Origin of the sequence: Pantoea dispersa (assembly GCF_019890955.1) — a bacterium.
Taxonomy (GTDB): Bacteria; Pseudomonadota; Gammaproteobacteria; order Enterobacterales; family Enterobacteriaceae; genus Pantoea; species Pantoea dispersa.
In genome coordinates this window covers 3,711,717-3,724,212 of the sequence record NZ_CP082346.1, presented here as the reverse complement: position 1 = coordinate 3,724,212, position 12,496 = coordinate 3,711,717, and the positions used below count along the sequence as shown (strand labels likewise).

The window sequence follows — 12,496 nt, the reverse complement described above, 5'->3', positions numbered from 1 at the left end:
TTAACAATCCGGAACAAGCTGAAAATTTGAAACGACGCGTCGTGTTCATTCTCCGTAATAAGAATGAAATGGCGATGCGTTCGGGTCTCTCAAATGCTTGCAGTCTGCAGCGTTGCAAAACGCCTGTGGGTTGTGAGGTTAAGCGACTAAGCGTACACGGTGGATGCCCTGGCAGTCAGAGGCGATGAAGGACGTGCTAATCTGCGAAAAGCGACGGTAAGGTGATATGAACCGCTACAGCCGTCGATGTCCGAATGGGGAAACCCAGTGTGTTTCGACACACTATCGTTAACTGAATACATAGGTTAACGAGGCGAACCGGGGGAACTGAAACATCTAAGTACCCCGAGGAAAAGAAATCAACCGAGATTCCCCCAGTAGCGGCGAGCGAACGGGGAGCAGCCCAGGACCTGAATCAGCTTGTGCATCAGTGGAAGCGTCTGGAAAGTCGCGCGATACCGGGTGACAGCCCCGTACACGAAGATGCATGAGTTGTGAGTCCGACGAGTAGGGCGGGACACGTGGTATCCTGTCTGAATATGGGGGGACCATCCTCCAAGGCTAAATACTCCTGACTGACCGATAGTGAACCAGTACCGTGAGGGAAAGGCGAAAAGAACCCCGGCGAGGGGAGTGAAACAGAACCTGAAACCGTGTACGTACAAGCAGTGGGAGCCTACTTGTTAGGTGACTGCGTACCTTTTGTATAATGGGTCAGCGACTTATATTCTGTAGCAAGGTTAACCGCATAGGGGAGCCGAAGGGAAACCGAGTCTTAATTGGGCGTTAAGTTGCAGGGTATAGACCCGAAACCCGGTGATCTAGCCATGGGCAGGTTGAAGGTTGGGTAACACTAACTGGAGGACCGAACCGACTAATGTTGAAAAATTAGCGGATGACTTGTGGCTGGGGGTGAAAGGCCAATCAAACCGGGAGATAGCTGGTTCTCCCCGAAAGCTATTTAGGTAGCGCCTCGTGAACTCATCTCCGGGGGTAGAGCACTGTTTCGGCTAGGGGGCCATCCCGGCTTACCAACCCGATGCAAACTGCGAATACCGGAGAATGTTATCACGGGAGACACACGGCGGGTGCTAACGTCCGTCGTGAAGAGGGAAACAACCCAGACCGCCAGCTAAGGTCCCAAAGTCATGGTTAAGTGGGAAACGATGTGGGAAGGCACAGACAGCCAGGATGTTGGCTTAGAAGCAGCCATCATTTAAAGAAAGCGTAATAGCTCACTGGTCGAGTCGGCCTGCGCGGAAGATGTAACGGGGCTAAACCATGCACCGAAGCTGCGGCAGCGACACTATGTGTTGTTGGGTAGGGGAGCGTTCTGTAAGCCGCTGAAGGTGTGCTGTGAGGCACGCTGGAGGTATCAGAAGTGCGAATGCTGACATAAGTAACGATAAAGCGGGTGAAAAGCCCGCTCGCCGGAAGACCAAGGGTTCCTGTCCAACGTTAATCGGGGCAGGGTGAGTCGACCCCTAAGGCGAGGCTGAAAAGCGTAGTCGATGGGAAACAGGTTAATATTCCTGTACTTGGTGTTACTGCGAAGGGGGGACGGAGAAGGCTAGGTTATCCGGGCGACGGTTGTCCCGGTTTAAGCGTGCAGGTGTGAAGACCAGGCAAATCCGGTCTTCTTTAACACTGAGGCGTGACGACGAGCCGCCACGGCGGTGAAGTAACTGATGCCCTGCTTCCAGGAAAAGCCTCTAAGCTCCAGGTAACACGAAATCGTACCCCAAACCGACACAGGTGGTCAGGTAGAGAATACCAAGGCGCTTGAGAGAACTCGGGTGAAGGAACTAGGCAAAATGGTGCCGTAACTTCGGGAGAAGGCACGCTGGCGCGTAGGTGAAGGGACTTGCTCCCGGAGCCGAGGCCAGTCGAAGATACCAGCTGGCTGCAACTGTTTATTAAAAACACAGCACTGTGCAAACACGAAAGTGGACGTATACGGTGTGACGCCTGCCCGGTGCCGGAAGGTTAATTGATGGGGTTATCCGCAAGGAGAAGCTCTTGATCGAAGCCCCGGTAAACGGCGGCCGTAACTATAACGGTCCTAAGGTAGCGAAATTCCTTGTCGGGTAAGTTCCGACCTGCACGAATGGCGTAATGATGGCCAGGCTGTCTCCACCCGAGACTCAGTGAAATTGAAATCGCTGTGAAGATGCAGTGTACCCGCGGCAAGACGGAAAGACCCCGTGAACCTTTACTATAGCTTGACACTGAACATTGAGCCTTGATGTGTAGGATAGGTGGGAGGCTTTGAAGCGCGGACGCCAGTCTGCGTGGAGCCAACCTTGAAATACCACCCTTTAATGTTTGATGTTCTAACGTAGGCCCGTTACCCGGGCTGCGGACAGTGTCTGGTGGGTAGTTTGACTGGGGCGGTCTCCTCCCAAAGCGTAACGGAGGAGCACGAAGGTTGGCTAATCCTGGTCGGACATCAGGAGGTTAGTGCAATGGCATAAGCCAGCTTGACTGCGAGAGTGACGGCTCGAGCAGGTGCGAAAGCAGGTCATAGTGATCCGGTGGTTCTGAATGGAAGGGCCATCGCTCAACGGATAAAAGGTACTCCGGGGATAACAGGCTGATACCGCCCAAGAGTTCATATCGACGGCGGTGTTTGGCACCTCGATGTCGGCTCATCACATCCTGGGGCTGAAGTAGGTCCCAAGGGTACGGCTGTTCGCCGTTTAAAGTGGTACGCGAGCTGGGTTTAGAACGTCGTGAGACAGTTCGGTCCCTATCTGCCGTGGGCGCTGGAGAATTGAGGGGGGTTGCTCCTAGTACGAGAGGACCGGAGTGAACGCACCGCTGGTGTTCGGGTTGTCATGCCAATGGCACTGCCCGGTAGCTAAGTGCGGAAGAGATAAGTGCTGAAAGCATCTAAGCACGAAACTTGCCCCGAGATGAGTTCTCCCTGACCCTTTAAGGGTCCTGAAGGGACGTTGAAGACGACGACGTTGATAGGCCGGGTGTGTAAGCGCAGCGATGCGTTGAGCTAACCGGTACTAATGACCCGTGAGGCTTAACCTTACAACGCCAGAGGCGTTTTGGTCTGAGAGACCGGAGAATTTTCAGCTTGTGACGGAAAAATTAGCGGAAACGAAAGATTTTGCGCTGAGGCAAGGCGGCAGGCCGGAGGAAAGGAAGGAGCATACACGAGTATGTGACTGACTTTACGAGGGCGGCCAACGCGGCATCAGTGAAAAAGATTCGTTTCGCGCACCAGAATTTGCCTGGCGGCAACAGCGCGGTGGTCCCACCTGACCCCATGCCGAACTCAGAAGTGAAACGCCGTAGCGCCGATGGTAGTGTGGGGCCTCCCCATGCGAGAGTAGGGAACTGCCAGGCATCAAACCCGTAAAAAAGCCCCGGACGAAAGTCCGGGGCTTTTTTACGTCCGTACTCCGGCAAATTTCCCGCTAAAAACGCGAAAACTCCCCACTGTAAAACCGTGCAATCGGGTAAACTACGGCCAGATTAATCAGTAAAGGCCGTAACATGTCCAGCCCTCAGACTTCCCTGAAAGCGTTCAACACACTGGGTCTTGCAATCGCGGCTGAAAAGCTTGTTGTTGCGGATAGCGCAGAAGCCATTTCCTCTGCCTGGCACGCCAGCCAGCAGAATAATCAGCCGTTTATGGTGCTTGGCGAGGGCAGTAACGTCCTGTTCCTCGAAGATTTTGCCGGCTGCGTGGTGATTAACGCGATTAAAGGCATCACCCTGGAAGAGCACGACGAAGCCTGGCATCTGCACGTGGGTGCTGGCGAAAACTGGCATCAGTTGGTTGAGCACACTCTAAAGAAAGGCCTCACCGGGCTGGAAAATCTGGCGCTGATTCCAGGCGTGACGGGATCGGCACCCATCCAGAACATTGGCGCTTACGGTGTTGAATTTAAAGATATTTGCCAGTACGTCGAGGTGTTACACCTGCCGGATAGCACAGTCACGCGTCTGCACCGTGATGAGTGCCAGTTTGGCTATCGCGACAGCATCTTCAAACACGCGATGAAGCATGACTATGTGATTGTGGCCGTCGGGCTGCGTCTGGCGAAGCAGTGGAAACCGGTGCTGAGCTATGGCGATCTGGCGAAGCTCAATCCCGCCACCGTATGCGCGTGGGACGTATTCAATGCGGTGTGCCATATGCGGCAAAGTAAGCTGCCCGATCCGCGCGTAACAGGCAATGTAGGCAGTTTCTTTAAAAACCCCCTGATTTCCGCTCAGCAGGCAGAGGTATTGCTCACGCACTATCCTGCTATGCCGCACTATCCACAGCACAGTGGTGAAGTCAAGCTGGCCGCCGGCTGGCTGATCGATCAGTGTGCGTTGAAAGGCTACCGTCTTGGCGGCGCTGCGGTGCATCGTCAGCAGGCACTGGTACTGATCAATGAAGACAATGCCACACCGCAGGATATTGTCGCCCTGGCCCATCATGTGCGCCAGGAGGTGGGGAAAAAATTTGCCGTGTGGCTGGAGCCAGAGGTGCGGTTTATTGGCGCGCAGGGCGAGCGTAACGCCGTCGAGGTGATTTCATGAAAGATCATAGCGTTCCATTAAAACTGGTCGCCCTGCTGGCCGATGGCGAATTTCACTCTGGTGAACAACTGGGTGAAGCGCTCGGTATGAGCCGCGCTGCCGTGAATAAACATATTCAGACGCTGAAAAGCTGGGGCCTGGATGTCTACACCGTGACAGGGAAAGGCTACAGCCTGCCAGCGCCCATTCAGCTGCTGAATGAAGAGGCGATCCTGGCGCATCTGCATCAGGCAGATCTGGCGGTGATTCCGGTTATTGACTCCACGAATCAGTATTTACTCGATCGCATGGACCAGCTGAACTCCGGCTATGCATGCATCGCGGAATATCAACAGGCCGGGCGCGGCCGGCGCGGACGGAAATGGTTCTCGCCGTTTGGCGCCAATCTCTACATGTCCATGTACTGGCGACTGGAGCAGGGGCCAGCTGCGGCAATGGGCCTGAGTCTGGTGATTGGTATCGTGATGGCAGAGGTTATCCAGTCGCTGGGCGCGGCAGACGTCCGCGTTAAGTGGCCAAATGACCTCTATCTGCAGGATCGTAAACTGGCGGGTATTCTGGTTGAGCTCACCGGTAAAACCGGCGATGCGGCGCAAATTGTGATGGGCGCGGGGATCAACCTGGTGATGCGGGGCGAAGGCACGGCGGAAATCAATCAGGGTTGGATCAATCTGCAGGAAGCCGGCATTGAGATCAATCGTAACGAACTCGCCGCCAGGTTGATAAACCGTCTGCGTGAAGCTTTACCGCTGTTTGAACGCGATGGGCTGGCGCCGTTTGTCGGCCGCTGGGAAGCGCTGGATAACTTTATCCATCGTCCGGTGAAACTGCTGATTGGCGATCGTGAAGTGCATGGCATTGCGCGCGGAATTGATAAGCAGGGCGGTTTATTGCTGGAACAGGATGGTGAGATTAAATCCTGGGTCGGTGGGGAAATCTCATTACGTCCCGCTAATTAACACAGTAAACAGTAATGCATTAAATGCCCTGACAAAGCAGGGCGTTTTAATACTATTTCCGTAACCGCACGCTTTGCACGGCATGATCCGCAGACTTGGTCATGATCAGGCTGGCCCGCTCACGTGTAGGTAAGATGTTTTCTTTTAAATTCAGCCAGTTAATCTCTTTCCATAACCCACGTGCAATACTCTCTGCTTCCTCTTCAGGCAGCTGGGAATAGTGGTGGAAATAAGAGTCCGGATCGCTGAAGGCACCTTCGCGGAATTTAAGAAAGCGATTAACGTACCAGCGCTCTAATAAGTTTTCTGGCGCATCGACATATATTGAAAAGTCGACGAAATCTGAGACAAATACATGATGCGGATCGTGCGGATAATCCATACCGCTCTGCAGGACGTTCAGCCCTTCCAGAATCAGGATGTCCGGCTGCTGCACCACCTTATCGCCATCCGGGATGACATCGTATATCAGGTGTGAATACACCGGTGCGGTGACCTGACTGGCGCCCGATTTCAAATCCGATACGAACTTCACCAGTCGATGCATATCATACGACTGCGGGAAGCCTTTCTTCTTCATCAGGCCGCGCTCTTTCAGCACCGCATTAGGGTGCAAAAAGCCATCGGTGGTGATGAGTTCCACCTTGCGGTGCTCGGGCCAGCGGCTAAGCAGCGCCTGTAACACGCGCGCGGTGGTGCTTTTACCGACGGCGACACTGCCGGCAATACTGATAATGTAAGGGATCTTCTGGCCATTGGTGCCAAGGAACTGCTCCAGCACCGCCTGACGGCGCAGATTTGAACTGATATAGAAGTTCAGCAGACGTGATAGCGGCAGGTAGATCTCAGCGACTTCTTCCAGCGAAAGATCTTCATTGATACCGCGCAGCCGTTCAATTTCGCTGGCGGCCAGCGTCATCGGTACGGAATCTCGCAGCGCAGCCCATTGCTGGCGATCAAACTGCAGGTAGGGCGTCGTCAGTGGCGTCGTTTTTTTACTCATAAGCATGCATCTGACCGCAAATTCTGGCTCATCAACACCTTGCAGCAACAGGCATACAGCGATGTGTCGAACTCAGTTGCACGTCACAGGGGTAATTTAACGAGAACAATGGGCAGGAGGGTAACACCAGTGTGACTTTAAAAAGAAGTAAAATGATAAACCTGAGCACGCTTTCGTAAGCAGGCCCGCATTTTTATGATCACAGTGTGAGGCTAACGCGGTATCAAAGAATAATCAGGCTGTGGGCTGGCGGAAAAACAAACCATGTTTGCTGCTTTTTGCTGCGCTGGCGGGGCGTTTTGCGAGGATTTGCACAAATAGTAAGCGGTAGTGCAAATTTAGCAATTTTTTTGTTGCATCCTGAACCCGGTCTTCCTAGAATGCGCGTCACTTGATGCCGGCTTAGCTCAGTTGGTAGAGCAACTGACTTGTAATCAGTAGGTCACCAGTTCGATTCCGGTAGCCGGCACCATCAAGTAGGTGGGATTCCCGAGCGGCCAAAGGGAGCAGACTGTAAATCTGCCGTCACAGACTTCGAAGGTTCGAATCCTTCTCCCACCACCATCTCAACCTCTCGGTTGAGCGTCAGATAAAGGCTTATCTGATGGGTGAGTTCAACTCTCTCACCTTCGAATTCAGATTGCGCAGTAGCGTGATCACCGTCAGTCGGAAACTCTGACTGGCTCGAATAATAGAAGGTCTTCTTTTATTATTCATAAGCTACAGAAAGAACAGGTAGCCGAGTTCCAGGATGCGGGCATCGTATAATGGCTATTACCTCAGCCTTCCAAGCTGATGATGCGGGTTCGATTCCCGCTGCCCGCTCCAGATGTGCTGATATGGCTCAGTTGGTAGAGCGCACCCTTGGTAAGGGTGAGGTCCCCAGTTCGACTCTGGGTATCAGCACCACTTCCTTTATCTCTCTCCTGATTCTCTCTCTGTAAAACTAACATCAGGTTTTGCCTGGTTAATGTGACGATATCTTTGATATATCCGTGTCTTAGAGGGACAAGCGATGGCTAAAGAGCAATTTCAACGTAACAAACTGCACGTAAACGTGGGCACCATCGGTCACGTCGACCACGGTAAAACCACTCTGACTGCGGCAATCACCACCGTTCTGGCTAAAACCTACGGCGGCCAGGCGCGTGCATTCGATCAGATCGATAACGCGCCAGAAGAGAAGGCTCGTGGTATCACCATCAACACCTCTCACGTTGAATATGAAACCCCGACCCGTCACTACGCACACGTTGACTGCCCAGGCCACGCCGACTATGTGAAAAACATGATCACCGGTGCTGCGCAGATGGACGGCGCGATCCTGGTTGTTGCTGCGACTGATGGCCCAATGCCACAGACCCGTGAGCACATCCTGCTGGGTCGTCAGGTTGGCGTTCCTTACATCATCGTGTTCCTGAACAAGTGCGACATGGTTGATGACGAAGAGCTGCTGGAACTGGTTGAGATGGAAGTGCGTGACCTGCTGTCTGCTTACGACTTCCCTGGCGACGATACCCCAATCGTACGCGGTTCTGCGCTGAAAGCGCTGGAAGGCGAAGCTGAGTGGGAAGCGAAAATCGTTGAGCTGGCTGAGCACCTGGATAGCTACATCCCCGATCCAGTCCGTGCTATCGACCTGCCGTTCCTGCTGCCAATCGAAGACGTATTCTCAATCTCTGGCCGTGGTACCGTTGTTACCGGTCGTGTTGAGCGCGGCATCGTGAAAGTGGGCGACGAAGTAGAAATCGTTGGTATCAAAGCGACTGCCAAGTCTACCTGTACCGGTGTTGAAATGTTCCGCAAACTGCTGGACCAGGGTCAGGCAGGCGAGAACTGTGGTGTTCTGCTGCGCGGTATCAAGCGTGAAGAGATCCAGCGTGGTCAGGTTCTGGCTAAGCCAGGCACTATCAAGCCACACACCCAGTTCGAGTCAGAAGTTTACGTTCTGTCTAAAGACGAAGGCGGCCGTCATACTCCGTTCTTCAAAGGCTACCGTCCACAGTTCTACTTCCGTACCACTGACGTAACCGGTTCAGTAGAGCTGCCAGAAGGCGTTGAGATGGTAATGCCAGGCGACAACATCAAAATGGTTGTTACCCTGATCCATCCAATCGCAATGGACGAAGGTCTGCGCTTCGCAATCCGCGAAGGCGGCCGTACCGTTGGCGCGGGCGTTGTTGCTAAAGTTATCGCGTAATAGCGATAATATTTGACGCAATGCACACGGAAAGGGCATCATTTGATGCCCTTTTGTACGCTGTTAACCAGAACCTGGCTCATCAGTGATTTTCGATCATAATCATTGCTGAGACAGGCTCTGTATTACGGCGCTGGATACCGAGTTATGCCCAAAAGCGCATTCGGTTTGGATGCCTCGCTCTGCGGGGCAGAATAGTTTCTGAATTATTGTGGCAGGTTGGTTTATGAGTGCGAATACCGAAGCTCAAGGGAGCGGGCGCGGCCTGGAAGCGGTAAAGTGGGTAGTTGTGATCGCATTGCTGCTGGTAGCAATCGTCGGTAACTACCTGTATCGCGATGTGACACTGCCTTTACGCGCGCTGGCTGTCGTGGTGTTGATCGCTGCGGCGGGCGGCATTGCGTTGCTGACCACCAAAGGCAAAGCAACCGTGGCTTTTGCACGTGAAGCAAGAACCGAAATGCGTAAGGTCATCTGGCCAACTCGCCAGGAAACATTGCACACCACGTTAATCGTTGCCGCGGTCACTGCCGTGATGTCACTGATTTTGTGGGGGCTGGATGGTATTCTGGTCCGTCTGGTATCGTTTATCACTGGCCTGAGGTTCTGAGATGTCTGAAGCTCCAAAAAAACGCTGGTACGTCGTTCAGGCGTTTTCCGGTTTTGAAGCCCGCGTAGCCAAGTCGCTGCAAGAGCATATCAAACTGCACAACATGGAAGAACTGTTTGGCGAAGTCATGGTGCCGACTGAAGAAGTCGTGGAAATCCGTGGCGGCCAGCGTCGCAAAAGTGAACGCAAATTCTTCCCTGGTTACGTACTGGTCCAGATGGTGATGAATGACGCCAGCTGGCACTTAGTGCGCAGTGTACCGCGTGTAATGGGCTTCATTGGTGGTACCTCTGACCGTCCGGCACCGATCAGTGATAAAGAAGTGGATGCGATCATGAACCGCCTGCAGCAGGTGGGTGATAAGCCGCGTCCGAAAACGCTGTTCGAGCCAGGCGAGATGGTGCGTGTCAACGACGGCCCGTTTGCCGACTTCAACGGTGTGGTCGAAGAAGTGGATTACGAGAAGAGCCGCCTGAAGGTTTCTGTTTCTATCTTCGGCCGTGCAACGCCGGTAGAACTCGACTTTGCTCAGGTGGAGAAAGGCTAAGCCGTTTGTTCACTTTTTAGCTCTTGCGGAAGGCGCGAAATTTACCTATAATTTCGCGCCTTTTGTTTTTATGCGCTGGCAACAGCGTGTAAATCGTTATCACGGGGAGCCTGTTCGCCAGGCGCTATACCCAATAGAGGAAATATCATGGCCAAGAAAGTACAAGCCTACGTCAAGCTGCAGGTTGCAGCTGGTATGGCTAACCCGAGCCCACCAGTTGGTCCGGCTCTGGGTCAGCAGGGTGTTAACATCATGGAATTCTGTAAAGCGTTCAACGCCAAAACAGAATCACTGGAAAAGGGTCTGCCGACTCCAGTAGTTATCACCGTATACAGCGACCGTTCTTTCACCTTCGTTACCAAAACGCCTCCGGCTGCCGTTCTGCTGAAAAAAGCAGCAGGCATCAAGTCTGGTTCTGGTAAGCCGAACAAAGATAAAGTCGGTAAAGTAACTCGTGCTCAGGTACGTGAAATCGCAGAAACCAAAGCTGCGGACATGACTGGTGCTGACGTAGAAGCGATGACTCGCTCTATCGAAGGTACTGCTCGTTCCATGGGCCTGGTAGTGGAGGACTAAGAAATGGCTAAGCTGACCAAGCGCATGCGCGTGATCCGTGACAAGGTTGATGCGACTAAACAGTATGACATCAACGAAGCTGTTGCTCTGCTGAAAGAACTGGCTACCGCTAAATTCGTAGAGAGCGTGGACGTTGCTGTTAACCTCGGCATCGATGCACGTAAATCTGACCAGAACGTGCGCGGCGCGACCGTTCTGCCACACGGTACTGGTCGTTCAGTACGTGTTGCCGTCTTTACCCAGGGCGCAAACGCTGAAGCTGCTAAAGCAGCTGGCGCTGAGCTGGTAGGTATGGAAGACCTGGCTGATCAGATCAAGAAAGGCGAAATGAACTTTGACGTTGTTATTGCTTCTCCGGATGCAATGCGCGTTGTTGGCCAGCTGGGCCAGGTTCTGGGCCCACGTGGTCTGATGCCAAACCCGAAAGTTGGTACCGTAACTCCTAACGTTGCTGAAGCTGTGAAAAACGCTAAAGCGGGTCAGGTTCGTTACCGTAACGACAAAAACGGCATCATCCACACCACCATCGGTAAAGTGGACTTCGATGCTGACAAACTGAAAGAAAACCTGGAATCTCTGCTGGTTGCGCTGAAAAAAGCTAAACCTGCTCAGGCGAAAGGCGTGTACATCAAGAAAGTCAGCATCTCTACCACCATGGGCGCCGGCGTTGCCGTTGACCAGGCTGGTCTGAACGCAGCAGCAAACTAATTGCTGCTTGTAACGGGCGAAAAATTCATCTAGAATCTTACGCCCGTTGTTCTGGTTGATCCGTCAATTCAGAACCCAAATTCATAGTCGCGGAGTGCACAGGTCTAAACACCTTGTCATTCAGCGATTAAGGTTGGAGCCAGGCCTGATCCTGGCCTCCGTCCAAGACCGCAGGAGCAGAACCTCTTCGGAAGTGATGCTTAATATCCTGCGTAGACGGTGACAGAACCAAAAAGAATTTTTTCTTCACTGGATTCTGCTCACCGTGTAACGCGCTTACGGCCTTCGGGTGTGTAAGTGAAGTGAGTTCCGGGAAATTTTCCCGGTCAAATCCAGGAGCAAAGCTAATGGCATTAAATCTTCAAGGCAAACAAGCAATTGTTGCTGAAGTTAGCGAAGTAGCCAAAGGCGCGCTTTCAGCGGTTGTTGCGGATTCCCGTGGCGTTACCGTTGATAAAATGACTGAACTGCGTAAAGCAGGTCGTGAAGCTGGCGTCTACATGCGTGTTGTTCGTAACACCCTGCTGCGCCGCGTCGTTGAAGGTACTCCATTCGAGTGCCTGAAAGACACGTTTGTTGGTCCGACCCTGATTGCATACTCTATGGAACACCCGGGCGCTGCTGCTCGTCTGTTCAAAGAGTTCGCGAAAGCGAATGCAAACTTTGAGGTCAAAGCTGCAGCCTTTGAAGGTGAGCTGATCCCGGCGGCACAAATTGACCGTCTGGCAACGCTGCCGACTTACGAAGAAGCACTGGCACGTCTGATGTCGACCATGAAAGAAGCTGCTGCTGGCAAGCTGGTCCGCACTCTGGCTGCTGTTCGCGACGCGAAAGAAGCGGCTTAAGGCCAGATTCTTTTTCTTCGTACTTGCTAACGTATAAACTTTTACTGATTCTTAGGAACAATTGTCATGTCTATCACTAAAGATCAAATCCTGGAAGCCGTTGCAGCTATGTCCGTAATGGAAGTAGTTGAGCTGGTTTCTGCTATGGAAGAAAAATTCGGCGTTTCTGCTGCTGCTGCTGTCGCTGTTGCTGCTGGCCCGGCTGAAGCTGTTGAAGAGAAAACTGAATTCGACGTTATCCTGAAAGCTGCTGGCGCGAACAAAGTTGCTGTAATCAAAGCCGTTCGTGGCGCAACTGGTCTGGGCCTGAAAGAAGCTAAAGACCTGGTTGAAGCTGCTCCAGCTGCAATCAAAGAAGGCATCAGCAAAGACGACGCAGCTGCACTTGAAGCTGCTCTGAAAGAAGCTGGCGCTGAAGTTGAAGTTAAGTAAGACAACCCTCGGGTTGCAGTCTGCGTAAACAGACTGATGGCTGGTGACTTTTTGGTCACCAGCCTTTT

At 52.8% G+C, this 12,496-nt stretch carries 10 protein-coding genes, 4 tRNA genes and 2 rRNA genes; 15 read left to right on the top strand and 1 reads right to left on the bottom strand.

The annotated features are described in order from the left end of the window. Positions 1 to 136 precede the first annotated feature (136 nt). From K7H94_RS17380 to birA, 4 genes are all read left to right on the top strand, one after another. Positions 137 to 3,042 (top strand): 23S ribosomal RNA (locus K7H94_RS17380). 202 nt (positions 3,043 to 3,244) lie between these two features. Then, a 5S ribosomal RNA gene (rrf, locus tag K7H94_RS17375) occupies positions 3,245 to 3,360 on the top strand. 150 nt (positions 3,361 to 3,510) lie between these two features. Next, positions 3,511 to 4,548, top strand: a complete 1,038-nt coding sequence (murB, locus tag K7H94_RS17370; RefSeq protein ID WP_141497198.1) for a UDP-N-acetylmuramate dehydrogenase — start codon at positions 3,511 to 3,513, stop codon at positions 4,546 to 4,548. Then, positions 4,545 to 5,507: a bifunctional biotin--[acetyl-CoA-carboxylase] ligase/biotin operon repressor BirA gene (birA, locus tag K7H94_RS17365; RefSeq protein WP_058759910.1), complete on the top strand. Its 963-nt coding sequence runs from the start codon at positions 4,545 to 4,547 to the stop codon at positions 5,505 to 5,507. Before murB ends, birA begins: the two co-directional genes overlap by 4 nt. A 52-nt stretch (positions 5,508 to 5,559) precedes the next feature. On the opposite strand, the gene coaA is transcribed toward birA, so the two are convergent. Continuing rightward, the gene (gene coaA, locus K7H94_RS17360; protein ID WP_058759911.1) at positions 5,560 to 6,510 is read right to left on the bottom strand and encodes a type I pantothenate kinase; all 951 of its coding nucleotides are present in this window, start codon (positions 6,508 to 6,510) and stop codon (positions 5,560 to 5,562) included. 396 nt (positions 6,511 to 6,906) lie between these two features. On the opposite strand from coaA, the gene K7H94_RS17355 reads away from it, so the two are divergent. The 11 genes from K7H94_RS17355 to rplL all read left to right on the top strand — a co-directional run bounded on the left by K7H94_RS17355 (position 6,907) and on the right by rplL (position 12,428). Continuing rightward, a tRNA-Thr gene (locus tag K7H94_RS17355) sits at positions 6,907 to 6,982 on the top strand. Positions 6,983 to 6,989: 7 nt separating this feature from the next. Next, positions 6,990 to 7,074, top strand: a tRNA-Tyr gene (locus tag K7H94_RS17350). A gap of 189 nt (positions 7,075 to 7,263) precedes the next feature. Further along, positions 7,264 to 7,338: transfer RNA gene (locus K7H94_RS17345), tRNA-Gly, on the top strand. 5 nt (positions 7,339 to 7,343) lie between these two features. Next, positions 7,344 to 7,419, top strand: a tRNA-Thr gene (locus K7H94_RS17340). A 106-nt stretch (positions 7,420 to 7,525) separates the two neighbouring features. Continuing rightward, complete coding sequence (gene tuf, locus K7H94_RS17335; protein ID WP_150059788.1) at positions 7,526 to 8,710, top strand: elongation factor Tu; 1,185 nt, start codon at positions 7,526 to 7,528, stop codon at positions 8,708 to 8,710. 226 nt (positions 8,711 to 8,936) lie between these two features. Continuing rightward, positions 8,937 to 9,320, top strand: coding sequence for a preprotein translocase subunit SecE (gene secE, locus K7H94_RS17330; protein ID WP_021508209.1), 384 nt, complete (start codon positions 8,937 to 8,939; stop codon positions 9,318 to 9,320). A gap of 1 nt (position 9,321) precedes the next feature. Next, positions 9,322 to 9,867 carry a transcription termination/antitermination protein NusG gene (gene nusG, locus K7H94_RS17325; protein ID WP_010616908.1) on the top strand — a complete coding sequence of 182 codons (546 nt, stop codon included), beginning with the start codon at positions 9,322 to 9,324 and terminating at the stop codon, positions 9,865 to 9,867. Between the two features lie 147 nt (positions 9,868 to 10,014). After that, the gene (gene rplK / locus K7H94_RS17320; RefSeq protein ID WP_013507401.1) at positions 10,015 to 10,443 is read left to right on the top strand and encodes a 50S ribosomal protein L11; all 429 of its coding nucleotides are present in this window, start codon (positions 10,015 to 10,017) and stop codon (positions 10,441 to 10,443) included. Between the two features lie 3 nt (positions 10,444 to 10,446). After that, positions 10,447 to 11,151, top strand: coding sequence for a 50S ribosomal protein L1 (gene rplA, locus K7H94_RS17315; protein WP_021508208.1), 705 nt, complete (start codon positions 10,447 to 10,449; stop codon positions 11,149 to 11,151). Positions 11,152 to 11,498: 347 nt separating this feature from the next. Beyond that, on the top strand, positions 11,499 to 11,996 hold the full coding sequence (rplJ, locus tag K7H94_RS17310) for a 50S ribosomal protein L10 (RefSeq protein WP_021508207.1): 498 nt from the start codon (positions 11,499 to 11,501) through the stop codon (positions 11,994 to 11,996). A 66-nt stretch (positions 11,997 to 12,062) separates the two neighbouring features. Next, on the top strand, positions 12,063 to 12,428 hold the full coding sequence (gene rplL, locus K7H94_RS17305) for a 50S ribosomal protein L7/L12 (protein ID WP_021508206.1): 366 nt from the start codon (positions 12,063 to 12,065) through the stop codon (positions 12,426 to 12,428). Positions 12,429 to 12,496 lie beyond the last annotated feature (68 nt).

What these genes read in the sequence shown, in the direction of transcription:
- murB (WP_141497198.1), top strand. Translation starts at nt 3,511, where the DNA reads ATGTCCAGCCCTCAGACTTCCCTGAAAGCGTTCAACACACTGGGTCTT.
- birA (WP_058759910.1), top strand. Translation starts at nt 4,545, where the DNA reads ATGAAAGATCATAGCGTTCCATTAAAACTGGTCGCCCTGCTGGCCGAT.
- coaA (WP_058759911.1), bottom strand. Translation starts at nt 6,510, where the DNA reads ATGAGTAAAAAAACGACGCCACTGACGACGCCCTACCTGCAGTTTGAT.
- tuf (WP_150059788.1), top strand. Translation starts at nt 7,526, where the DNA reads ATGGCTAAAGAGCAATTTCAACGTAACAAACTGCACGTAAACGTGGGC.
- secE (WP_021508209.1), top strand. Translation starts at nt 8,937, where the DNA reads ATGAGTGCGAATACCGAAGCTCAAGGGAGCGGGCGCGGCCTGGAAGCG.
- nusG (WP_010616908.1), top strand. Translation starts at nt 9,322, where the DNA reads ATGTCTGAAGCTCCAAAAAAACGCTGGTACGTCGTTCAGGCGTTTTCC.
- rplK (WP_013507401.1), top strand. Translation starts at nt 10,015, where the DNA reads ATGGCCAAGAAAGTACAAGCCTACGTCAAGCTGCAGGTTGCAGCTGGT.
- rplA (WP_021508208.1), top strand. Translation starts at nt 10,447, where the DNA reads ATGGCTAAGCTGACCAAGCGCATGCGCGTGATCCGTGACAAGGTTGAT.
- rplJ (WP_021508207.1), top strand. Translation starts at nt 11,499, where the DNA reads ATGGCATTAAATCTTCAAGGCAAACAAGCAATTGTTGCTGAAGTTAGC.
- rplL (WP_021508206.1), top strand. Translation starts at nt 12,063, where the DNA reads ATGTCTATCACTAAAGATCAAATCCTGGAAGCCGTTGCAGCTATGTCC.